Source organism: Pseudomonas sp. LBUM920 (assembly GCF_003852315.1).
Classification (GTDB): Bacteria; Pseudomonadota; Gammaproteobacteria; order Pseudomonadales; family Pseudomonadaceae; genus Aquipseudomonas.
In genome coordinates this window covers 5185266-5206891 of sequence record NZ_CP027762.1, presented here as the reverse complement: position 1 = coordinate 5206891, position 21626 = coordinate 5185266, and the positions used below count along the sequence as shown (strand labels likewise).

The 21626-nt window shown below is 61.1% G+C and carries 21 protein-coding genes; 7 read left to right on the top strand and 14 right to left on the bottom strand.

Annotated features, from left to right (window positions below):
* Positions 1-8: 8 nt before the first annotated feature.
* From gcvH to arcD (C4J83_RS24070), 7 genes are all read right to left on the bottom strand, one after another.
* Positions 9-392, bottom strand: coding sequence for a glycine cleavage system protein GcvH (gene gcvH, locus C4J83_RS24105; RefSeq protein ID WP_106578401.1), 384 nt, complete (start codon positions 390-392; stop codon positions 9-11).
* A gap of 403 nt (positions 393-795) precedes the next feature.
* A complete protein-coding gene (gene gcsR, locus C4J83_RS24100; RefSeq protein WP_106578402.1) occupies positions 796-2304 on the bottom strand; it encodes a transcriptional regulator GcsR in 1509 nt (502 codons plus the stop codon).
* 184 nt (positions 2305-2488) lie between these two features.
* The gene (locus C4J83_RS24095) at positions 2489-2851 is read right to left on the bottom strand and encodes a DUF5064 family protein (RefSeq protein ID WP_119737150.1); all 363 of its coding nucleotides are present in this window, start codon (positions 2849-2851) and stop codon (positions 2489-2491) included.
* A gap of 18 nt (positions 2852-2869) precedes the next feature.
* On the bottom strand, positions 2870-3799 hold the full coding sequence (arcC, locus tag C4J83_RS24090) for a carbamate kinase (protein WP_124418354.1): 930 nt from the start codon (positions 3797-3799) through the stop codon (positions 2870-2872).
* Between the two features lie 198 nt (positions 3800-3997).
* Complete coding sequence (locus C4J83_RS24080) at positions 3998-5008, bottom strand: ornithine carbamoyltransferase (RefSeq protein ID WP_071484378.1); 1011 nt, start codon at positions 5006-5008, stop codon at positions 3998-4000.
* Between the two features lie 69 nt (positions 5009-5077).
* Positions 5078-6334: an arginine deiminase gene (gene arcA, locus C4J83_RS24075; protein ID WP_106578405.1), complete on the bottom strand. Its 1257-nt coding sequence runs from the start codon at positions 6332-6334 to the stop codon at positions 5078-5080.
* Positions 6335-6358: 24 nt separating this feature from the next.
* A complete protein-coding gene (gene arcD, locus C4J83_RS24070; protein ID WP_106578406.1) occupies positions 6359-7786 on the bottom strand; it encodes an arginine-ornithine antiporter in 1428 nt (475 codons plus the stop codon).
* A gap of 445 nt (positions 7787-8231) precedes the next feature.
* Here arcD (C4J83_RS24070) and arcD (C4J83_RS24065) point away from each other — a divergent pair, with 445 nt between their 5' ends.
* Positions 8232-9659, top strand: coding sequence for an arginine-ornithine antiporter (arcD, locus tag C4J83_RS24065; RefSeq protein ID WP_124418352.1), 1428 nt, complete (start codon positions 8232-8234; stop codon positions 9657-9659).
* Entirely contained in the window at positions 9656-10519 is an 864-nt protein-coding gene (locus tag C4J83_RS24060; protein ID WP_124418351.1) for a DNA-3-methyladenine glycosylase family protein, read from the top strand. The genes arcD (C4J83_RS24065) and C4J83_RS24060 overlap by 4 nt, the downstream gene beginning before the upstream one ends.
* A gap of 745 nt (positions 10520-11264) precedes the next feature.
* On the opposite strand, the gene C4J83_RS24055 is transcribed toward C4J83_RS24060, so the two are convergent.
* From C4J83_RS24055 to C4J83_RS24015, 7 genes are all read right to left on the bottom strand, one after another.
* Complete coding sequence (locus C4J83_RS24055; RefSeq protein ID WP_124418350.1) at positions 11265-12614, bottom strand: CoA transferase; 1350 nt, start codon at positions 12612-12614, stop codon at positions 11265-11267.
* Positions 12615-12654: 40 nt separating this feature from the next.
* Positions 12655-13998 (bottom strand): sensor histidine kinase, encoded by a 1344-nt coding sequence (locus C4J83_RS24050; protein ID WP_124418349.1) that lies wholly within the window; start codon positions 13996-13998, stop codon positions 12655-12657.
* A gap of 67 nt (positions 13999-14065) precedes the next feature.
* Positions 14066-14530, bottom strand: a complete 465-nt coding sequence (locus C4J83_RS24045) for an LTXXQ domain protein (protein ID WP_106578411.1) — start codon at positions 14528-14530, stop codon at positions 14066-14068.
* Positions 14531-15723: 1193 nt separating this feature from the next.
* Positions 15724-16401 carry a response regulator transcription factor gene (locus tag C4J83_RS24030; protein ID WP_119741452.1) on the bottom strand — a complete coding sequence of 226 codons (678 nt, stop codon included), beginning with the start codon at positions 16399-16401 and terminating at the stop codon, positions 15724-15726.
* Positions 16402-16408: 7 nt separating this feature from the next.
* Positions 16409-16816, bottom strand: coding sequence for an SH3 domain-containing protein (locus C4J83_RS24025; protein ID WP_124418347.1), 408 nt, complete (start codon positions 16814-16816; stop codon positions 16409-16411).
* Positions 16817-16935: 119 nt separating this feature from the next.
* The gene (locus C4J83_RS24020; protein WP_106119611.1) at positions 16936-17235 is read right to left on the bottom strand and encodes a YciI family protein; all 300 of its coding nucleotides are present in this window, start codon (positions 17233-17235) and stop codon (positions 16936-16938) included.
* Between the two features lies 1 nt (position 17236).
* Complete coding sequence (locus C4J83_RS24015; RefSeq protein WP_124418346.1) at positions 17237-17833, bottom strand: septation protein A; 597 nt, start codon at positions 17831-17833, stop codon at positions 17237-17239.
* An 87-nt stretch (positions 17834-17920) separates the two neighbouring features.
* Here C4J83_RS24015 and C4J83_RS24010 point away from each other — a divergent pair, with 87 nt between their 5' ends.
* The 5 genes from C4J83_RS24010 to C4J83_RS23990 all read left to right on the top strand — a co-directional run bounded on the left by C4J83_RS24010 (position 17921) and on the right by C4J83_RS23990 (position 21577).
* Positions 17921-18784, top strand: coding sequence for a PHP domain-containing protein (locus C4J83_RS24010; RefSeq protein ID WP_106578416.1), 864 nt, complete (start codon positions 17921-17923; stop codon positions 18782-18784).
* 13 nt (positions 18785-18797) lie between these two features.
* Positions 18798-19427, top strand: coding sequence for an L-threonylcarbamoyladenylate synthase (locus C4J83_RS24005; protein ID WP_106578417.1), 630 nt, complete (start codon positions 18798-18800; stop codon positions 19425-19427).
* Positions 19428-20246, top strand: a complete 819-nt coding sequence (locus C4J83_RS24000) for a segregation and condensation protein A (RefSeq protein WP_106578418.1) — start codon at positions 19428-19430, stop codon at positions 20244-20246.
* A gap of 12 nt (positions 20247-20258) precedes the next feature.
* Positions 20259-21251: an SMC-Scp complex subunit ScpB gene (gene scpB / locus C4J83_RS23995; RefSeq protein ID WP_124418345.1), complete on the top strand. Its 993-nt coding sequence runs from the start codon at positions 20259-20261 to the stop codon at positions 21249-21251.
* 134 nt (positions 21252-21385) lie between these two features.
* The gene (locus tag C4J83_RS23990; RefSeq protein WP_005790815.1) at positions 21386-21577 is read left to right on the top strand and encodes a DUF1289 domain-containing protein; all 192 of its coding nucleotides are present in this window, start codon (positions 21386-21388) and stop codon (positions 21575-21577) included.
* Positions 21578-21626: the final 49 nt, after the last annotated feature.

Genomic DNA, 21626 nt, shown 5'->3' with positions numbered 1-21626 from the left:
CGCGCTCCTCAGGCTTGGGCGTTGGCTTTGATCAGGCGGTCGTACGCATCCTGATCCAACAGCTTAGCCACTGCGTCGGCATCGGCGGGTTTAAAGCGGAAGAACCAGCCTTCGCCCATCGGGTCTTCGTTGACCAGTTCCGGGCTGTCGCTGAGTTTGTCGTTTACGTCGAGAACTTCGCCGTCCAGCGGCATGTACACGCCGCTCGCTGCCTTGACCGACTCAACGGTGGAGGCTTCTGCGCCCTTAGCGTAAACCTGCAACTCCGGCAGTTGCACGAAAACCACATCACCCAGCGCGTTTTGCGCAAAAGCGGTGATGCCCACGGTGACGCTGCCATCGGCTTCGGCGCGCAGCCATTCGTGATCTTCAGTGAAACGCAACTCGCTCATGGAAACTCCTCGGGGCCAGATTCGTCTGGTGGACGGGATTGGAATAATGAGGAGTTACTTAGCAATATCGCGGCCAATGTTATTAATTCGTTATAAATCAACGGTTTAATAAAATCGGTGAGGAGTTGGAAAGATTGGCCTGTAGCGATTTCGCTACAGCTGGGCCGCTGAAAAAAAGCCTATGTGGATCAAAGCCTTGCATGGCGCGCAAAAAACAGGGTTGTAGCGATATCGTTACGCTGTAGCGCTTTCAGTACGCTGGATGTCGTTCTCAGACTAGATTTGGCATGCAATCCAATGTGGGAGCGGGCTTGCTCGCGAAAGCAGTGTGTCAGTCAGCACATCTGTAGCTGACCCACCGCTTTCGCGAGCAAGCCCGCTCCCACCTATAGATCGAGTGCGTTCAGGGTTTGTTTGGGATGCCGTACTTGCGCAGGCGGTGGGCAATCGCGGTGTGCGAAGTCTGCAGGCGGCTCGCCAGTTGGCGGGTCGAGGGGTAACTGGCGTAGAGCTTTTCCAGCAGGCTGCGCTCGAAGTCTTCCACTGCTTGTTCGAGGCTGTCGACTTCACCGTCGCTTTGGCGCGCCACCGACGTGCCGGCGATGTCCAGGTCGCCGATGTCCACCAAACTGCTTTCGCAAATCGCGGCGGCGCGGAAGATCACGTTTTGCAGCTGCCGAACGTTGCCCGGCCAGCGGTTTCCCAACAGCGCCGGATAGGTGCCCGGCGCCAGGCGGCACACCGGGCGCTGGATCTGCGCGCAGGCCTGCTGCATGAAGTAGCGGGCGAGCAGCAAGATGTCCTGGCCGCGCTCGCGCAACGGCGGCACTTCGACGTTGAGCACATTGAGGCGGTAGAACAGGTCTTCACGAAAGGTGCCTTCGCTGACCATCTTTTCCAGGTCGCGGTGGGTGGCGCTGAGGATGCGCACATTGACCTTTACTTCGCGGTCGCCGCCGACGCGCCGGAAGCTGCCGTCGTTGAGAAAACGCAGCAGCTTGGCCTGCAAATACGGTGACATCTCGCCGATTTCATCCAGAAACACCGTGCCTTGGTTGGCCAGCTCCATCAGCCCCGGCTTGCCGCCGCGCTGCGCGCCGGTAAAGGCGCCGGGGGCGTAGCCGAACAGTTCACTCTCGGCGAGGTTTTCCGGCAGCGCCGCGCAGTTCAAGGCCAGAAACGGCGCACTGTGGCGCGCGCTGATGGCGTGACAGGCCCGCGCGACCAGCTCTTTGCCGGTGCCGGTTTCGCCTTGGATCAACAGCGGCGCATCGAGTGCCGCGACGCGCTGCGCACGCGCCTTGAGGGTGCGGATCACCGGTGACTCGCCCAACAACGCATCAAAGCCTTCGGCATGGTCGTGGTGCAGCGCCGACAGTTGCTCGCCGATGCGGTTGGGCTGGTACAGCGTCAGCAGGGCGCCGGCGTCGGTGATCGGCGTGGCGTCCAGCAAAAAAGTCTGGCCGTTGACGCTGATTTCGCGCAGCGGCAGGCGAAAGCCGTGTTCCAGCAAGGTCTCCAGCAGCGCCGCGTCGTTGAACAGCTCGCTGATGCTTTCCCCCGCCGGCTCGCGGCCGTACAGGGCGATCAGCGCCGGGTTGGCCAGCAGGATCTTGCCGGCACTGTCCAGCGCCAGCACCGGGTCGGTCATGGCGGCCAGCAGGGCGTCGAGTTGCAGGTGGCGGCGTTGGCCGGGGAGGATGTCCACCACCGTGACCGCCTGTACACCGTGCACGCTGAACAGCGCGTCGCGCAGTTCTTCGAGTACCTCGGCGCTCAGCGTCGGCGCATCGATGTAGACGTTGGGCGGCACCATCTCCACCGCATCCAGGTTGAGATTGCGCCCACCGAGCAGGGCCAGGACTTCCTGGGTAATGCCGACGCGGTCGATGAAGCTGACGTGGATACGCATGGGGCGGTTAACGATTCTGGGGAGCGTGAGGCGGCAAGTATGCCTTGGCGCTGAGGGAGATCAAAATGTGGGAGCGGGCTTGCTCGCGAATGCGGTGTGCCAGTCGCTTGATTCATTGACTGAAAGACCGCATTCGCGAGCAAGCCCGCTCCCACATGGAGGGTGTTGTGTCAGTGCGAACGTGTTATCCCAAGTGCTCGGGCTTGACCGGATCCCCGGGCTTCACATCCAGCTGATGCCGTACGTCCTCAAACATCAAGTCGTACTGCTTGTGCATCTGGCCGTTAAGCGTCGCGATCTTGGGCATGCCATATTTCTGCGCGATGTTCATCGCATGGCGCGCAAAATCAAAGGCCTGGTCCTTGGGCAAAAAGAATTCCTCCTTGAGGTCCTTGCCCTGCACCGAACCGTGCAGCTTGAAGAGCATTCCCTTGCCTTCCTTTGGGTCCTGGCTGACCTCGTAGTCGATGCACAGGTTGTAGCTGTAGTCATCCTTGTTGAGCGCGTGACGTTCGACGTGCAAGTGACCGGGTTCAAAGGTGGCCATAGGCGTATCTCCTTTACTTCACAGATAGGTGATGCCAGGTTTTGCCGTGCTGATGCGTGTACCGGCACTGCCCTGGACGATGGCTTCGATGTCCGAGAGTGAACCGATGACGGCGGTTTTTCCAGTCTGGCGGGCGAACTCGCAGGCGGCTTGTACCTTGGGGCCCATGGAGCCGGCGGCGAAGCCGAGTTTTTCCATGTCGTCGGGGTGGGCCTGGCCGATGGCTTTCTGGGTCGGCTTGCCGAAGTCGATAAAGGCCGCATTAACGTCGGTGGCGATCACCAGCAAATCGGCGTCCAGTTGCGCGGCCAGCAGGGATGAGCACAGGTCTTTGTCGATCACCGCTTCAATGCCACGCAGCTTGCCGTCCTCGCCGTACATGGTCGGGATGCCGCCGCCACCGGCGCAGATCACGATGGCGTTTTTTTCCAGCAGCCACTTGATCGGGCGGATTTCAAAGATGCGTTTGGGGCGTGGGCTGGCAACCACACGACGATACTTATCGCCGTCCGGGGCGATGGCCCAGCCTTTTTCGGCGGCGAGTTTCTCGGCTTCGGCTTTGGCGTATACCGGGCCGATGGGTTTGGTCGGGTTTTTGAAGGCCGGGTCGTTGGCGTCCACTTCCACCTGGGTCAGCAAGGTTGCGAACGGCACTTCGAAGTCCAGCAGGTTGCCCAATTCCTGTTCGATGATGTAGCCGATCATGCCTTCGGTTTCGGCGCCCAGCACGTCCAGCGGGTAGGGCGACACGCTGGTATAGGCCGCCGCCTGCAACGACAGCAGGCCGACTTGCGGGCCATTGCCGTGGGCGATCACCAACTCGTTGCCGGGATGGATCTTGGCGATCTGTTCGGTGGCGATTCGGATGTTGGCGCGTTGGTTATCCGCGGTCATGGGTTCACCACGGCGGAGCAGGGCGTTACCGCCCAGTGCAACGACGATACGCATAAAGAATGTCCTTCTGAAAGTTCTAGGTTGCGAACACAGGACCCAATGTGGGAGAGGGCTTATGTGGGAGCCGGGCTTGCCTGCGATGGCATCACCTCGGTACATCTGAAATACCGAGGCGTCTGCATCGCAGGCAAGCCAGCTCCCACAGAAGCACTCCCACATTGACTGCGTTCCAACAGTGGGAGCGGTGTTGGGTTAGATATCCGCCAGCGCCGACACCAGAATCGCCTTGATGGTGTGCATGCGGTTTTCCGCTTGCTCAAAGGCGATGTTGGCCGGCGACTCGAACACCTCTTCGGTCACTTCCACACCATTGGCCAGGTTCGGGTAACGCGCGGCAATGTCCTTGCCCACCTTGGTTTCGCTGTTATGAAACGCCGGCAGGCAGTGCATGAACTTCACGCGTGGGTTGCCCGAGGCCTTCATCATTTTGGCGTTGACCTGGTACGGCAGCAGTTGCTCGATACGCTCGTCCCACGCTTCCACTGGCTCGCCCATCGACACCCAGATATCGGTGTGGATGAAGTCCACGCCTTTGACCGCTTCTTTCGGGTCTTCAGTGATGGTGATGCGCGCGCCGCTCTCTTCGGCAAACGCCTGGCACTGCTTGATGAAATCCTCGTGTGGCCACAGGGCTTTCGGCGCGCCGATGCGCACGTCCATGCCCAGCTTGGCGCCGATCATCAGCAGCGAATTGCCCATGTTGTAACGCGCATCGCCGAGGTAGGCGTAGCTGATGTCATGCAGCGGCTTGTCGCTGTGTTCGCGCATGGTCAGGGTGTCGGCGATCATTTGCGTCGGGTGGAATTCGGCGGTGAGGCCGTTGAACACCGGCACGCCGGCGAACTTGGCCAGCTCTTCGACGATTTCCTGTTCAAAGCCACGGTACTCGATGGCATCGAACATGCGGCCCAATACGCGGGCGGTGTCTTTCATGCTTTCTTTGTGGCCGATCTGCGACGACACCGGGTCGATGTAGGTGACGTGGGCGCCCTGGTCGTGGGCCGCCACTTCGAACGCGCAACGGGTGCGGGTCGAGGTTTTTTCGAAGATCAGCGCGATGTTTTTGCCCTTCAGGTGTGGACGCTCGGTGCCGGTGTATTTGGCGCGCTTGAGGTCGCGGGACAGGTCCAGCAGGTAGTGCAGCTCGCGGGTGGTGTGGTGCATCAGCGAGAGCAGGCTGCGGTTGCGCATATTAAAAGCCATGGTGGATCTCCTTCTGTTTAGGTTATCCCCTTGGCCGGCGCCTCATGAGCGGCGGCCAAGGTTTGAAAGTTAGTAGTCGATTGGGTCGCGGATGATCGGGCAGGTCATGCAGTGGCCGCCGCCACGGCCGCGACCGAGTTCACCGGCGCTGATGGTGATGACTTCCACGCCGGCCTTGCGCAGCAGGGTGTTGGTGTAGGTGTTGCGGTCGTAGCCGATCACCACGCCAGGCTCCACGGCCACTACGTTGTTGCCGTCGTCCCACTGCTCGCGCTCGGCGGCGAAGCTGTTGCCGCCGGTCTCGACCACGCGCAGCGCCTTGAGGTTGAGTGCTGCGGCCACGGTTTCGAGGAAGTTGGTTTTCTCCCGCTGGATATCGATGCCGTGGGGCTTGCTTTCATCCGGGCGCAGGGTGAAGGGGATGATCTGGTTGACCACTTCCGGGAAGACGGTGACCAGGTCGCGGTCGCAGAAGCTGAACACGGTGTCCAGGTGCATCGCCGCGCGGGATTTGGGCAGGCCGGCAACGATCACGCGTTCCACGGCTTTGTTTTTGAACAGGTTGCGCGCCAGTTGGCCAATGGCCTGGTGAGAAGAGCGCTCGCCCATGCCGATCAACACCACGCCATTGCCAATCGGCATGACGTCGCCGCCTTCCAGCGTGGCGGCCCCATGCTCCTGGTCGGGGTCGCCGTACCAGATCTGGAAGTCTGCGTTGGTGAACTCGGGGTGGAATTTGTAGATGGCCGAGGCCAGCAGGGTTTCCTGGCGTCGCGCCGGCCAGTACATCGGGTTCAGCGTCACGCCGCCGTAGATCCAGCAGGTGGTGTCGCGAGTGAACTGGGTGTTGGGCAGCGGCGGCAGAATGAAGCTTGCGTGGCCGAGGAAGTCGCGGAACATCTCGATGGTCTTGCCACCGAAGCTGCTCGGCAGGTCCTCGGCCGACACGCCACCGATCAGGAACTCGCTGATTTTGCGCGGCTCAAGGCTGCGCAGCCAGGAACTGACTTCATCGACCAGGCCAAGGCCCACGGTGTTTGGGGTGATCTTGCGTTCCAGAATCCAGTCCAGCGCTTCGGGGATGGCAACGATGTCGGTCAGCAGGTTGTGCATTTCCAGCACATCGATATCCCGCTCGCGCATCTTGGTGACGAAGTCGAAGTGGTCGCGCTTGGCCTGGGCCACCCACAGCACGTCATCGAACAGCAGTTCATCGCAGTTGTTGGGGGTCAGCCGCTGGTGGGCCAAACCTGGGGAGCACACCATGACTTTGCGCAGTTTGCCGGCTTCGGAATGTACGCCGTACTTCACTTTTTCCGTGGTCATTACAGATCCTCCAGTAGAAAACACTTACAGAGTCAAGAAGCCGTCGTAGAGGCCATAGGCAGCCACCAGGGCGCCAATGACGACGGCGGCGAAAATCAGCTTCTCGACGTTGGTGAAAATCGGTTTGCCCAATTCATGCTTGGCTTTGGCGAACAGGATTACGCCAGGTGCGTACAGCAGGGCGGACAGCAGCAGGTATTTCACGCCGCCGGCGTAGAGCAGCCAGACCGCGTAGATCAACGCGATGGCGCCGATGAACAGGTCTTTCTTGCGTTCGCGCAGGGCGTTTTCGTAGGTCTCGCCGCGCACCGCCAGCAGCAACGCATAAGCGGCCGACCACAGGTAAGGCACCAGGATCATCGAGGTGGCGAGGTAGATCAGCGACAGGTAGGTGCTGGCGGAAAACAGCGTGATCACCAGGAAAATCTGCACCATGGCGTTGGTCAGCCACAGGGCGTTGGCCGGCACGTGGTTGGCGTTTTCCTTACGCAGGAACTCCGGCATGGTGTGGTCCTTGGCGGCGGCGAACATGATCTCCGCACACAACAGCACCCACGACAGCAGCGCGCCCAGCAAGGAAATGATCAAGCCGACGCTGATCAGCACTGCGCCCCAATGACCGACCACATGCTCCAGCACGGCGGCCATCGACGGGTTCTGCAACTTGGCCAGTTCCGGCTGGGTCATGATCCCCAAAGACAGCACGTTCACCAGCATCAGGAACAGCAGCACGGTGATAAAGCCAATCACCGTGGCCTTGCCCACGTCGCTGCGTTTTTCCGCCCGCGACGAGAAGATGCTCGCGCCTTCGATGCCGATGAACACCCACACGGTGACCAGCATCATGTTGCGCACCTGGTTCATCACACTGCCCAGGTCCGGGTTTTTAACGCCCCAGATGTCAGCGGTGAAGATGTCCAGCTTGAACGCGAACAGTGCGATCAACACGAACAGCACCAGCGGCACGACCTTGGCGACGGTGGTCACCAGGTTGATGAACGCCGCTTCCTTGATCCCGCGCAGTACCAGAAAGTGCACGGCCCACAGCAACACCGACGCGCCAATCACCGCTGCCGGGGTGTTGCCTTCGCCAAAGATCGGAAAGAAGTAACCGAGGGTGCTGAACAGCAACACGAAGTAACCGACGTTGCCCAGCCAGGCGCTGATCCAGTAACCCCAGGCTGACGAGAAGCCCATGTAGTCGCCGAAACCGGCCTTGGCGTAGGCGTACACGCCGCCGTCGAGGTCGGGTTTGCGGTTGGCCAGGGTCTGGAACACGAAGGCGAGGGTCAGCATGCCGATGGCGGTAATCACCCACCCAATCAACACCGCACCCACATCGGCGCTGGCGGCCATGTTTTGCGGCAGTGAGAAGATCCCGCCACCAATCATTGAGCCCACGACCAGCGCAACCAGCGCGCCTAATCGAAGTTTTCCGGGAGATTCAGACATTGCATGACTCCAATGCAGGAGAAGAGAGACCACAGAATAATTCCGTGCGCTAATCAAACAGCTGACTCAGATCACTTCATTGGCACATTCCATTGTGAATTAATGACTTAGGGGTAAGAACCCTGAGCAATAGTGTTCCTCGCAAAGTCGCGTCCCAGAGCGGCTCTGCGTTGTGATTAATCATTTAGTGCGTTTATGTGGACTTTTGAAGCTAGCCCCTTTTGCTGAATGTGCAAACTTTTTCGGGACGGACTGCCAAATAGCCGGAAGCTGGCAAAGTGCCTGCCTATTTAAATTCTAAATAAACCTAAACTATATAAACTGTCATGCCATTACGTTATGAGCTTGACCGTTTTATCGCTGTCTTTAATAAACGTTACACTCGCTGAACTAATTAGTTGAGTGCACGGTCGTCAGCTCAATTGTTAGTTATTCAGGAGTGTCCATGTCGCAACCGGCCCAAAAACTCAAACTCAGTGCGCTGATCGCCCTGGTGGTGGGCTCAATGATTGGCGGGGGGATTTTCTCCTTGCCGCAGAACATGGCTGCACGCGCTGAAGTGGGCGCCATATTGATCGGCTGGGCGATCACCGCCGTGGGCATGCTGACGTTGGCCTTCGTGTTTCAGACCCTGGCCAACCGCAAGCCCGAACTGGACTCCGGGGTGTATGCCTACGCCAAGGCCGGTTTTGGCGACTACATGGGGTTTTCGTCGGCCTGGGGTTACTGGATCAGCGCCTGGATGGGCAATGTCGGTTACTTCGTGTTGCTGTTCAGCACCCTCGGCTACTTTTTCCCGGTGTTCGGCCAGGGCAACACGCCGATCGCCATCGCCTGCGCCTCGCTGTTGTTGTGGGCCGTGCATTTTCTAGTGATGCGCGGGATCAAGGAGGCAGCGTTCATCAACCAGATCACCACCGTGGCGAAGATCGTGCCGCTGCTGATGTTTATCGTGATCGCCGGTGTGGCGTTCAAGGCGGATATCTTCACCCGTGACATCTGGGGCCTGGGCAACCCGCAAGTCGGCAGCGTGGTTGATCAAGTGCGCAACATGATGCTGGTCACCGTGTTTGTGTTCATCGGCATCGAAGGCGCCAGCGTGTATTCGGCGCGGGCCGAGAAGCGTTCGGACGTCGGCCGGGCCACGGTAATCGGGTTTCTTGGGGTCCTGGCGCTGCTGGTGCTGGTGAATGTGTTGTCCTTGGGAATCATGAGCCAGCCGGAATTGGCGCAGTTGCAAAACCCGTCCCTGGCGGGCGTGCTGGAACATATCGTCGGCCCTTGGGGCGCGATGGCGATCAGCATTGGCCTGGCCGTGTCCTTGCTTGGCGCCTTGCTGTCCTGGGCGCTGCTGTGCGCGGAAATTCTGTATGCCACTGCCCATGACAAGACCATGCCGGCTTTCCTGAAAAAGGAAAACGCCAACCAGGTGCCGGTCAACGCGCTGTGGCTGACCAATGTGATGATCCAGATCTTTCTGGTGATCACGCTGTTTTCCCACAGCACCTACACCACACTGATCTACCTGGCGTCTTCGATGATTCTGGTGCCGTACCTGTGGTCGGCGGCCTATGCGGTGCTGTTGAGTGTGCGTGGCGAAACCTACGAAGGCGCCCGCCGCCAGCGCATGCAAGATTTGCTGGTGGGCCTGATTGCCCTGGCGTATGCCGTGTGGCTGCTTTATGCCGGCGGCTTGAAATACCTGCTGCTGTCGGCACTGCTGTATGCGCCCGGTGTGATTCTGTTCGCCCTGGCCAAGCGCGAGCAGGGCCAGCCCTTGTTCACCCCTGTGGAAAAAGGCATTTTCAGCTGCGTTGTCGCCGGCGCGGGGTTGGCGGCATATGGCTTGTATGGCGGGGTATTGTCGTTGTGAGACTGGCGTATCAGCCGCCCTATGACTGGGCGGCGATGCTGGGCTTTTTGTCCCTGCGTGCGATCACTGGGCTGGAAAGTGTCGAGGCAGGTGTGTATCGGCGCAGCATCCATGTTGACGGTTGCCACGGCTGGATCAGCGTTGCGCCGGGCGCGGGCGATTGGTTGGAAGTAGGCGTCGAGGTTTCTGACGCGGCGGCGCTTGCTGAGGTCGAGCGGCGTTTGAGAGCCATGTTCGACCTGGACGCCCAGCCCGGGTTGATCAACGCGCAATTGGCTGCCGACCCGTTGATGGCGCAACTGGTGGCGGCGCGTCCGGGCCTTCGCGTGCCGGGCGCGTGGGACGGTCTGGAACTGGCGATTCGCGCAGTATTGGGCCAGCAGATCACGGTGGTCGCAGCCATTCGCCTGGCGGGCAAGCTGGTGGCGCAGTATGGCCAGCCACTGGCAACCCCACACGCGGGTATCACCCATCTGTTCCCGACGCCGCAGGTGTTGGCGCAGGCGGATCTGGCGACGTTGGGCATGCCCAAAGCGCGGGGCCGCACGATGTCCGGTGTGGCTCAGGCGTTGCTGGATGACCCGCAGTTGTTTGAGCCCAAAGCCAGTCTCAACGACGGCGTGGCCCGGCTGGTGGCCTTGCCGGGGATTGGCGACTGGACCGCGCAATACATCGCCATGCGTCAAATGCGTGAGCCGGATGCGTTTGCGTCGGGGGATGTTGGGTTGATCAATGCATTGGCGGCATTGGAAGGCGGGCCGGTTTCGGCGCGCCAGTTATTGGTGCGGGCTGAGGCGTGGCGGCCGTTGAGGGCGTATGCAGCGCAGCATTTGTGGGCGTCGCTGCAACGGGCGGATTGATGGCGTCTGTTAGGGCCTCTTCGCGGGCAAGCCCGCTCCCACAGGTTGACCGCATTTCAAAGGATGTACTCGGTAAAGCCTCTTCGCGGGCGAGCCCGCTGCCACAGGTTGACCGCGCTCCAAAGGATGTACTCGGTAAGGCGTCTTCGCGGGCAAGCCCGCTGCCACAGGTTGACTGCATTCCAAAGAATGTACTCGGTAAAGTCTCTTTGCGGGCAAGCCCGCTCCCACAGGTTGACCGCATTCCAAAGGATGTACTCGGTAAAGTGTCTTCGCGGGCAAGCCCGCTCTCACAGGTTGACCGCACTCCAAAGGATGTACTCGGTAAGGCGTCTTCGCGGGCAAGCCCGCTCACACATGTTGACCGCGTTCCAAAGGATGTACTCGGTAAGGCGTCTTCGCGGGCAAGCCCGCTGCCACAGGTTGACCGCGTTCCAAAGGGTGTACTCGGTAAAGCGTCTTCGCGGGCAAGCCCGCTGCCACAGGTTGACCGCATTCCAAAGGATGTACTCGGTAAAGCGTCTTCGCGGGCAAGCCCGCTCCCACAGGTTGGCCGCGTTCCAAAGGATGTACTCGGTAAAGTGTCTTCGCGGGCAAGCCCGCTCTCACAGGTTGACCGCATTCCAAAGGATGTACTCGGTAAAGCGTCTTCGCGGGCAAGCCCGCTGCCACAGGTTGACCGCGTTCCAAAGGGTGTACTCGGTAAAGTGTGGGAGCGGGCTTGCCCGCGAAGGCGGTCTTCAGGTCACCACTGAGCCCGGTGCGAGCCCAATTCCCCCGCCGGCAAATCCCACTGCAGCGGCGTGCCGCTGAGGGTGACCGGTGCCAGCAACCGATGGGCCTGACCCCACGCCGTCTGCTCCACCACCAACCCCTGGTCACTCGGCTCTTCGGCCCGTAACGCCGGTTGCTGCGGCACCTGTCCGGCTTCCACCAGCAACTTCGCCGTGCGCGCCAGTGACAATCGCGCCGAGCCGCCACGCCCGGATTTAAAGCGTTCGCTTAGCGCCTGGATCGCGCTGGCTGCCATCAAATACCCGGTGGCGTGATCCAGCGCCTGCACCGGCAGCGGCACCGGTTTATCCGACTGCTTCCAGGCCATGCCCGCGTCGGCAATCCCGCTGCTCATCTGCACCAGGCTGTCGAAGCCGCGGCGATTGCGCCAGGGGCCGCTCCAGCCATAGGCATTGAGGCTCACGTCGATCAGCCCGGGGGCGAGGGTCTGCAGTTCTGCGGCGGTGTAGCCCAGTTGCTCAAGGGCGTCGGCGCGGTAACCGTGAAACAGGATGTCGGCGTCCTTGAGCAGCGCTTCAAACACCTGTCGGCCTTCGGGGCTCTTCAAGTCCAGACGTGCGCAGCGTTTGCCCAAGGTCATTTCCGGCACCACGCCGGGTTCGTTCCAGTCAGGCGAGTCGATGCGCAGCACGTCGGCGCCGAGCCCGGCGAGGAAGCGACTGGCCACGGGGCCGGCCAATACGCGCGTCAGGTCCAATACCTTGATGCCCGCCAACGGGCGCGCCACCGAGCCAAGCCAGGGTTTGTCGGTGGTGGTGTCGAAGGTCTGGCGCTGCACCAACTTCTCGGCATTCACCGCCAACCCCTGGGGATGGGTTTGCCAGGCCTGCCACGCGCGCATCTGCGCTGCGCAGCCGTTGACATCGACAATCGCCTGCTCCAGCTCGGCGGCGTTCCACGTAGCAACGTTTGCGGCCATTTCGGCGCGGTCATTGACCTTGCCCAAGACCCGTTCGGCGGCGGCGCGGTGATGCGGGGCGTTGGTGTGCAGGCGAATCCAGCCATCGGCGCAGGCATAGTCGCCGGCCACCGGGTCCCACAGCGGCGGTGTTTCCCAACCCAAGGGGCGAATCGAGGACGAAAACCAGAAGGAGGCGAGGCGCCGGTCCACGCTGACGCTGGGCAAACGCCCGGTCTGTTGGTGGATAAGGTGAGCCACGGCCTGGCCGGCTGCGCCAATGCTGGCGCTGGCCAGTTCGGTGACGGCGAAGGTCGAGGGCAGGGCGCCAGCCTCGGTGAAAGTCAGCGGGGATTGCGGTAGATCGAGTGCGGCTTGGATGGGAGTCAGCAGGTCAGTCATCAAAGGCCCTCCGTTAGAGAAGGGCCACTATAGAAGATCCTCACACCGGTGTGACAACTCCCGGTTCCAACGGCAGGTCGATGCTGGCGATGAAACCTCCGTCGGGGTGATTGGCCAGGATCAGGCTGCCGCCATGGCGTTCCGCTGCGCGCCTGGCAATCGCCAGACCCAGGCCGTGGCCTTGGGCAGCCTGGCCGGGCGCGCGGTAAAACGGTTCGCCCAATTGGCTGAGGTGTTCGGCTTCGACGCCGGGGCCGTGGTCGCGCACGCTGATCAGAATGCGCTCGCCGTGGCGCCGGGCGTGCAACTCGATCGGTTGACCCTGTGGGTTGAAGCGCTGGGCGTTGCGCAGCAGGTTATCCACGGCGCGCTCGATCATGGTCGGCCAGCCCTTGAGCGCCAGCTCGGGGTCGGCGGTCAGTTGCACCACCTGGTCGGGAGCGCCGAGCTGGGCGTCCTTTTGCAGGCTTTTGAGCAGTGGGTTGAGGTCGACTTCTTCGGCACTCGCGTTGTCGGCATCGACGCGGGCCAAGACCAGGATTTCGCTGATCAGCGCTTCCAGGCGATCGCACTCGCGGGTCAGGCGTGGCCAGAGTCTTTCGCGTTCTTCAGGGCTTGCGCGTTCGGCCAACGCCAGGGCGATGCGCAAGCGGGCCAGGGGTGAGCGCAGTTCGTGGGACACGTCGCGCAGCAACTGGCGCTGGCTGCCGATCAGGCTTTGCAGGCGGGCGCCCATGCGGTTGAAGTCGGTGGCCAATACGCCGAATTCATCGCGTCGGTTGGCCAGGCGCGCCAGGCTGTTTTGTTGGTAGGTGGCCTGGCCCAGGTCATGCACCGCGCCGCGCAGACGGCTGAGCGGGCGGGTAATGGACAGCGTCACCAGCAGGCTGAAGAGGGTCAGCACCACCAGCGCAATCGCCAGCGCACTCAGCGGCCAGAGCAGGCTACTGCGGTGCCAGGCGTCGAGTTCCGGGTGCGGGATGCGGTAGATCAGCAGGTAGGTGTCGCCGGTTTTTTCACTGGTGTACTCGGCGGTCAGGCGGCGCCACGGCAGGTGGCCGTCCTGGCTGTCATTTTGCCGGGCCTCGAAGGCGGCGGCGCGGCGGGGGAACGTACCGCGCACCACCGGCTCGCCGCTTTCATTGAGCACCTGCACGTCGATGTGGTACTGGCGTTTGCGTTGTTGCAGTAAATCCTGAGCGGCGTCCTCGCCCTGGGCTTCGTAGAGTTGCGTCCACTCCTGCGCCAGGTTGTTGAGGCCGGGATGACGGCTGAGAATCCAGGCGTCCTGGTTGAGCATGTGCCCAAGCAGGATCGACAGCCCGGCAACCAAGGCGATGGCCAGCCAGAAACTGGCCAGGATGCGCCAGAACAATGAACGCACAGGAAACCCTCAAGCAGGAAAAGCCCAGCGGCGCGAGCCACTGGGCTGGGGTGGTAAAGCTAGAGCATTATTGCGCTTTTTGCGGCTGCTGGGCTTTCCAGGCCTGGAATTCCTTCCACTCGGCGCGGCGTTCGGCTTGTTTCTTGACGATCTCGTCGAATTTCTTCTGTTGATCGGGCTTGAGCACGGCGCGGATGTCAGCCTGGGTTTTTTGCTTGGCGGCGGCCATTTCGTTTTTCATGGCTTGCTGGTCAGCGGCTGGGAGTTTGTCCAGGTACTTGCGCACGATCTCTTTGCGGCCGTGCCATTGTTCACCCATCAGCTTGCCGATTTGCTCGCGCTGTTCGCGGCTCAGGTCGAGTTGGCTCAGCGGGCCGCCTTTGCCACGCGGACCGTGTTCACCGCCGTGGCCCGGGCCACCCATCATGTGGCCTTCAGGGCCGCCCATCGGGCCTGGGCCTTCTGGCGCGGCGGCCATGGCAACGGTCGGCAGGGCAGCGGCGAACATCAAAGCGATAAGGGTCTTGCGCATGGTGATTCTCCTGTCTCTATTCCGGTGAGTCCGGATGTGAGTAGGTTACTCAGATCAAGGTCAGCGGCGGTCAGGTGTGGGTAAAGCTTGGGTAAAGAGGGGGTTGGTGGGGGCTGACAAAACTTGGGGTGGGGTTGGGGCTGAGTGCATATCCGTTGCTGCGGTTATGGCCACTTACGGTTCCGCTCTTACAGCGGGTCACTTTTGGCAAACGCCCCAAAAGTAACCAAAAGGTCTTTGCCCCACCACTCGGCACCTCGCCCAGGCTCGGTGTGCCCTCACTCCGGCTTGAATCCGTGGGCCGCCGCGACGGGCCATCCATGGCCCAACGCAGCTAACCCGGCGTCCTGCCGGGTTACCCACGGATTCAAGCCTGCGTTCGGCCAGCGTGGTTGACGGGGCCTGTCAGATCAAAGTCAAAAGCAGATCAAAAGCAGAGCACGGCGGCCTAGTAGCCGACCTGAGTGGTTGAAGCAAAAGCAGATCAACAGCACGGCAACGCACCTCTATCTGATGCACAGAGATCCAAATGTGGGAGCGGGCTTGCTCGCGAAGGCGGTGGGTCAGTTAGTTCATGTGTAGCTGACACGCCGCCTTCGCGAGCAAGCCCGCTCCCACAAGTTGACCGAGTGCAGCCGCCAGCACTGCACCGCTCTGCTTTTGCTTTTCTGTGGGAGCTGGCTTGCCTGCGATGCAGACAACTCGGTCTATCAGGCACAACCAGTTGATGCCATCGCAGGCAAGCCAGCTCCCACATTTGATTGAGTTCAGCCTTCAAGATCAGGTCGGCTGTCAGGCCGCCTTGCTTGCGCTTTTGATCTAACCACTCAGGTCGGCTACCAGGCCGCCGTGCTCTGCTTTTGATCTTGATCTGCTGTTGACTTTGATCTTAGGCGCCCCGTTAAACCACGCTGGCCGAACGCAGGCTTGAATCCGTGGGTAACCCGGCAGGACGCCGGGTTAGCCGTGTTGGGCCATGGATGGCCCGTCACGGCGGCCCACGGATTCAAGCCTTCGTTCGGGCACACCGAGCCTAGGCGAGGTGCCGAGTGGTGGGGCAAGAGCCCTTTGGTTACTTTGGGGCTTTTCCAAAGTGACCCGCCGTAAGGGCGGAACCCAAAGCGGCCATCACCCAAACAACGGATATACCCCCACCCCAAAAGCTCGCCCCAAGGCCCAACCCCCCGCAATCCTCAGAGGCTGTAATAATACCCGCGACTACGCAACGCCACGATCCGTGGTCGGCCATCCGGGTGTGGGCCGATCTTTTTACGCAGGTTGCTCACGTGCATATCCAAGCTGCGATCGTAAAGGGTCAACTTACGCCCCAGGGCAATCTGCGCCAGTTCCTGCTTATCCAGCGGTTCACCCGGCTGGCGCAGCAAGGCTTCAAGCAGGCGACTCTCGGAAACGGTGAGGGCAAATTCCTGCTCATCGATGGTCACCACCCCACGCACCGGGCTGAAGCACAGGTCGCCCAGTTCCAGCTGAGTAGACACCGCCGCCGGATGACTGCGGCGCAATACGGCGCGCAAGCGGGCAGTCAGTTCGCGCGGGTCGCAGGGCTTGGCCAGGTAATCGTCGGCGCCCAGCTCCAGGCCGAGGATGCGGTCCAGCGGCTCGCCCCGTGCCGAAAGCATCAGCACCGGCAGTTCCGGATGGTCGTTGCGCAATTGCTTGAGCAGCTCCAGGCCGCTGCCGTCGGGCAGCATCACATCAAGCACCACTGCTGCAGGGGCGCTGTCGGCCAGGGCTTTGCGCGCGCTCAAGCCGTCGTGGCAGGCGCGCACCTGGAAACCTTCCTGGCTCAGCCAACTGGTCAGCAGCTCGCAGAGCTCCTGGTCATCATCTATCAGTAACAGCTCGCTCATGACTCACTCAATTTAGCCATTGTCGACGGCGACGGTGCCCACCGCTGGCGAAGATACCGCACAGCAGGGCGATCAGGGCGACGGCCCCTCCGGTGACAAACCACTGTTGTTGCTCGGTCAGCCAGCGGGTCAAGGCGCCGCCTTGTGATGCTTTGAGTTGCTGGGCCAGGCGTTGGTTCTCTTGGCGCAAGCGACTCAGTTGGGCACTTTCGCGGGCAGTGTCTGCGCTTTGCAATTGCTTGCTCAGCTCTTCACGCAGCCGTTCACTTTCTTTCAAACGTTGCTGCAACTCGGTGATCTGGCTGCCGGCACTCAGGGACAGGGGCGTGGAACTGCCGGTGTTCGAGGTTTCTTCAGCGTGGGCGGTAGCCCCGATCGTTAACACGGCCAACAGACACAACTGACGTAAGCGCATCGGAACTCCTGATTCCACACGAATATTCAGAACGTTGTCGGCAGGTTACCGAGAATAATGAGCAATTAGGAGCGCGCCGAACCGAATAGGTTCGGCCCGGCTTTATTAAAGAAAGCGGTTCAAGGCAGGACTTGCTTGAACGGCTTGATCACCACATCAGCGTAGACGCCTGCTGCTACATACGGGTCGGCCTTGGCCCAGGCTTGGGCGTCGGCCAACGACGCAAACTCGGCGACGATCAGGCTGCCGGTGAAGCCGGCGTCGCCTGGGTCGTTGCTGTCCACGGCCGGGTGTGGGCCGGCCAGCACGATGCGGCCTTCGGCTTGCAGCTGTTTGAGGCGTTCGATGTGGGCCGGGCGCACGGACAGGCGTTTTTCCAGCGAGTTGGCAACGTCGGTAGCAATGATGGCGTAGAGCATGTCAGTCCTCGGTTTTCGGCGTGGTAGGGGCGGTGTCATGCAGATGGCGCGACAGGTAGATACCCTGGCCGATCAGGAACAATACGGTCATGCCCAGGCTGCCGAAGACCTTGAAGTCGACCCAGTAGGCCTGGAAGGTAAAGGCCACGAACAGGTTGGCGGCGCCGCAGAACAGGAAAAACACGATCCAGGCCACGTTCAAGCGTGTCCACACCGGGTCCGGCAGGGTCAGTGCATGGCCCATGATGCGCTTGATCAGCAGGCGATCACCGATGAAGTGGCTGCCGATGAAGACCAGGGCGAACAGCCAGTTCACCACGGGGGCTTTCCATTTAAGGAAGGTTTCGCTGTGGAAGGCCAGGGTCAGGCCACCGAATACCAGGCAGGCAATCAGGGTCAGCCATTGGCTTTTTTCCAGCTTGCGCTGGGAGATGAAGATGGCGCCGTAGACCACGATCGAGCTGATGATCAGCACGGCGGTGGCGCTGTAGATGCCCCCGAATGTCAGCTCGTGACCGGCGATATCAATGAGCCTGGGGTCGAGTTTGGTAACGATGAAAAACAGCAACAGCGGGATGAAGTCGATGAATTGTTTCACAGTAAGAGCCAGAAGCTGGATGTGGCGGCATAATAACAAACATCCTTGGTTGCGATAGCGCCAGCTGACTTGAGGTTACACACCCCCGTGAATGTTGATTTGCACTGCCACAGCACGGCCTCCGACGGCGCCCTGGCGCCCGCGGTACTGGTTGCGCGTGCGTTTGAAAAAGGCGTGCGAGTCCTGTCTTTGACCGACCACGACACCCTCGAAGGCCTCGATGAAGCCCGTACGGCCGCGCATGCGTTGGGCATGCAGCTGGTCAACGGCGTGGAATTGTCCTGCACCTGGGGCGGCGCCACCATTCATGTGCTCGGTTACGGTTTTGATCAGAACGCCGCGCCGTTGGTCGAGGCCATTGCCCAATTGCACGATGGCCGCTGGCTGCGGTCCGAAGAAATAAGCCGCAAGCTCAGCCTTAAAGGCATGCCCAATGCCCTGGAGGGCGCCCGCGCCATCCAGCAGGAACTGGGCGACAGCGGCAACGCACCAGCCCGTCCGCACTTTGCCGACTGGATGGTGCGTGAAGGTTTTGTAAAGGATCGCGCCGAGGCCTTTCGCAAATGGCTGGGCGCCGGCAAGTTGGGTGACGTCAAGCAACACTGGCCGACCCTGGAAGACACCGTCGCCACTCTGCGGGCCGCTGGGGCCTGGGTCAGCCTGGCGCATCCTTGGCATTACGATTTCACCCGCAGCAAGCGCCGCAAGCTGATTGCCGACTATATTGGAGCGGGCGGCCACGCTATCGAAGTGGTCAACGGGCACCAACCCGCCGATCAGGTGGGCAGCCTGGCGATACTTGCTCGCGAATTTGGTCTGCTGGTCAGCGCCGGCAGTGACTTTCATGGCCCAGGCGGCTGGTCCGAGATTGGCGAGTATCGCCAGGTACCGGAAGATCTGCCGCTGTTGTGGGGGCGATTCAAGCATGACCCCATTATTGCCACCGTCTGAACAGGTAGAACACGTGAGTCAATTCTTCCAGATTCATCCGGAAAACCCTCAAGCGCGCCTGATTAAACAGGCCGTGGAGATCATCCGCGCCGGCGGCGTGGTGATCTACCCAACCGACTCGTCCTACGCCATTGGTTGCCAAATCGGCGACAAGAACGCGGTTGAACGGGTCAGACGCCTGCGTGACCTGGACAAGAATCACAACTTCGCACTGATTTGCAGCGACCTGTCCCAACTTGGGCTGTTTGCGAAGGTCGACACCGGCACCTTCCGCCTGCTCAAGGCCCATACGCCGGGGCCCTACACCTTTATCCTCAACGCCACCCGCGAAGTACCGCGTTTGTTGCTGCACCCCAAAAAGCGCACCATCGGCCTGCGTGTGCCGGAGCATCCGATTGCCCTGGCGTTGCTGGCTGAACTGGGCGAGCCGCTGATGAGTGTGTCGTTGATCCTGCCCGGTGAAGAAGAGCCGCTGTACGACCCGTACGAAATGCGCCGCCTGCTGGAAAAACACGTCGACTTGATCATCGACGGCGGCTACGGCGGCAACAAGGCCTCCACCGTGATCAACCTGGCCGACGGCGAGCCGGAAGTGGTGCGTGTGGGTTGCGGCGATCCGACGCCGTTCATGGTCGAGGCCTGAATGTCGGTCGTCGAAACCGTCGACAGCCAGGCCGGCGCCCAGCAGGAACTGCCGTTTGCCATGGTCTATGGCCAGGCGGTCCTGGAAATGCCGCTGGACCTGTACATCCCGCCGGACGCCCTGGAAGTGTTCCTTGAAGCCTTCGAAGGCCCGCTGGACTTGCTGCTGTACCTGATCCGCAAGCAGAACATCAATATCCTCGACATCCCGGTGGCGGAAATCACTCGCCAGTACATGGGGTATGTCGAGCTGATGCAGACCGTGCGCCTGGAGCTGGCCGCCGAGTACCTGGTGATGGCCGCGATGCTCGCCGAGATCAAGTCGCGCATGCTGTTGCCGCGCTCGGAGACCATCGAAGCCGAAGAGGACGACCCGCGCGCCGAACTGATCCGTCGCCTGCAAGAGTACGAACGTTTCAAGGCCGCCGCCGAAGGCATCGACGGCCTGAGCCGCGTTGGCCGTGACGTGGTGGTGCCCAAGCTCGACGCCCCGGAAGCCCGGGCGCGCAAGCTGCTGCCGGATGTGAGCCTGGAAGAATTGCTGATGTCCATGGCCGAAGTGCTGCGCCGGGGCGACATGTTTGAAAGCCACCAGGTCAGTCGCGAGGCGCTGTCGACCCGCGAGCGCATGAGCGATGTGCTCGAACGCCTCAAGGGCGGCGGGTTTGTACCCTTTGTCGAGTTGTTCACCAAAGAAGAAGGGCGCCTGGGGGTGGTGGTGACCTTTATGGCGATCCTTGAGCTGGTCAAGGAATCCTTGGTCGAGCTGGTCCAGAATGAGCCTTTTGCGGCTATCCACGTGCGGGCGCGAGCCGAATAACGAGCTGAATCGATGAATTTGACTGAACCCCGCGAACTGGCGCCGCTGCTGGAAGCCTTTCTCCTGGCCTCGGGTAAACCGCAATCCCTTGAGCGCCTGTTCGAACTCTTTGAAGAGGCCGAGCGCCCTGAGCCACCGGTGTTCAAGAAGGCATTGGAGATCCTGCGCAAGTCCTGCGATGGTCGCGCCTTTGAGCTGCGCGAAGTGGCGTCGGGTTATCGCCTGCAGATCCGTGAGAAGTTTTCCCCCTGGGTCGGCCGTCTGTGGGAAGAGCGCCCACAGCGTTATTCGCGGGCGATGCTGGAGACCATGGCGCTGATCGCCTATCGCCAGCCAATCACCCGGGGCGAAATCGAGGACGTGCGCGGTGTGGCGGTCAACAGCCATATCGTCAAGACATTGCTGGAGCGTGAGTGGATCCGCATCGTCGGCTACCGCGATGTGCCCGGCAAACCGGCGATGTTTGCCACCACCAAGGTGTTCCTCGACCACTTCAACCTGAAAAACCTGGATGACCTGCCGCCGCTCGCCGAACTGCGCGAGATGGAGGCCGAACCGGTATTGGATTTCGACGACGCACCGGTTCCTGCCAGCCTGCAGGAACTCGCCGACGCCACGGCCGAGCCGGAAGAGCCGAAGGACGAGACCAGTTTCCATACCTTGTTACTCGAATTGGACGACATGGAGCAGGGGATCAAGACAGACTTCGACGACTTGCTGCGTGACGGTGCGAGTGAACCGCAAACCCAGGTGAACGGTGAAACCGCGCCCGAGGTCGAAGTTGAACCGGAACCGGAACCGGAACCGGAACCGGAACCGGAACTGGAACCGGAAGCCGAGCCAGAACCGGAGCCCGAGGAAGACATCCTTGGCGTGGCTGAAGCCCGCGAGAAACTCCTGGCTGCCGTCGCCGCCCTCGAACAACCGCCGTTGAGCGACGAGGAAGACGAAGCCCGGGCGCTGGCCGAGGCCATCGAAAACGAACGCCGCCAACTCGAAGACTGACGCACTTCGATGTGGGAGGGGGCTTGCCCCCGATAGCAGTGCCCCAGTGACAAAAATGCAGGCTCACACACTGCATCGGGGCAAGCCCCCTTGCCACATTGGATCTCCATTGTCTGGATTGTCTGGGAGAAAACATGAGTTCCACCAAAGACCCGTGCATCAGCATCTGCAAATTCAGCGACGATATCTGCGTCGGCTGTGGCCGCAGCAAGCGCGAAATCCGCGCCTGGAAGAAGCTCGACAAGGTCGACAAGCGCACAGTATTGGCCGAAGCCGAGCTGCGCCTATTGGCGTTGGGCGCCACCGGTCGGCGGAAAAGCAAATGACTGCGCCTTAATCGACTAGTCTGTGATGCGCGACGCGCGCCATGCGCGT

What these genes read in the sequence shown, in the direction of transcription:
- gcvH (WP_106578401.1), bottom strand. Translation starts at nt 392, where the DNA reads ATGAGCGAGTTGCGTTTCACTGAAGATCACGAATGGCTGCGCGCCGAA.
- gcsR (WP_106578402.1), bottom strand. Translation starts at nt 2,304, where the DNA reads ATGCGTATCCACGTCAGCTTCATCGACCGCGTCGGCATTACCCAGGAA.
- C4J83_RS24095 (WP_119737150.1), bottom strand. Translation starts at nt 2,851, where the DNA reads ATGGCCACCTTTGAACCCGGTCACTTGCACGTCGAACGTCACGCGCTC.
- arcC (WP_124418354.1), bottom strand. Translation starts at nt 3,799, where the DNA reads ATGCGTATCGTCGTTGCACTGGGCGGTAACGCCCTGCTCCGCCGTGGT.
- C4J83_RS24080 (WP_071484378.1), bottom strand. Translation starts at nt 5,008, where the DNA reads ATGGCTTTTAATATGCGCAACCGCAGCCTGCTCTCGCTGATGCACCAC.
- arcA (WP_106578405.1), bottom strand. Translation starts at nt 6,334, where the DNA reads ATGACCACGGAAAAAGTGAAGTACGGCGTACATTCCGAAGCCGGCAAA.
- arcD (WP_106578406.1), bottom strand. Translation starts at nt 7,786, where the DNA reads ATGTCTGAATCTCCCGGAAAACTTCGATTAGGCGCGCTGGTTGCGCTG.
- arcD (WP_124418352.1), top strand. Translation starts at nt 8,232, where the DNA reads ATGTCGCAACCGGCCCAAAAACTCAAACTCAGTGCGCTGATCGCCCTG.
- C4J83_RS24055 (WP_124418350.1), bottom strand. Translation starts at nt 12,614, where the DNA reads ATGACTGACCTGCTGACTCCCATCCAAGCCGCACTCGATCTACCGCAA.
- C4J83_RS24045 (WP_106578411.1), bottom strand. Translation starts at nt 14,530, where the DNA reads ATGCGCAAGACCCTTATCGCTTTGATGTTCGCCGCTGCCCTGCCGACC.
- C4J83_RS24030 (WP_119741452.1), bottom strand. Translation starts at nt 16,401, where the DNA reads ATGAGCGAGCTGTTACTGATAGATGATGACCAGGAGCTCTGCGAGCTG.
- C4J83_RS24025 (WP_124418347.1), bottom strand. Translation starts at nt 16,816, where the DNA reads ATGCGCTTACGTCAGTTGTGTCTGTTGGCCGTGTTAACGATCGGGGCT.
- C4J83_RS24020 (WP_106119611.1), bottom strand. Translation starts at nt 17,235, where the DNA reads ATGCTCTACGCCATCATTGCTACCGACGTTGCCAACTCGCTGGAAAAA.
- C4J83_RS24000 (WP_106578418.1), top strand. Translation starts at nt 19,428, where the DNA reads ATGTCGGTCGTCGAAACCGTCGACAGCCAGGCCGGCGCCCAGCAGGAA.
- scpB (WP_124418345.1), top strand. Translation starts at nt 20,259, where the DNA reads ATGAATTTGACTGAACCCCGCGAACTGGCGCCGCTGCTGGAAGCCTTT.
- C4J83_RS23990 (WP_005790815.1), top strand. Translation starts at nt 21,386, where the DNA reads ATGAGTTCCACCAAAGACCCGTGCATCAGCATCTGCAAATTCAGCGAC.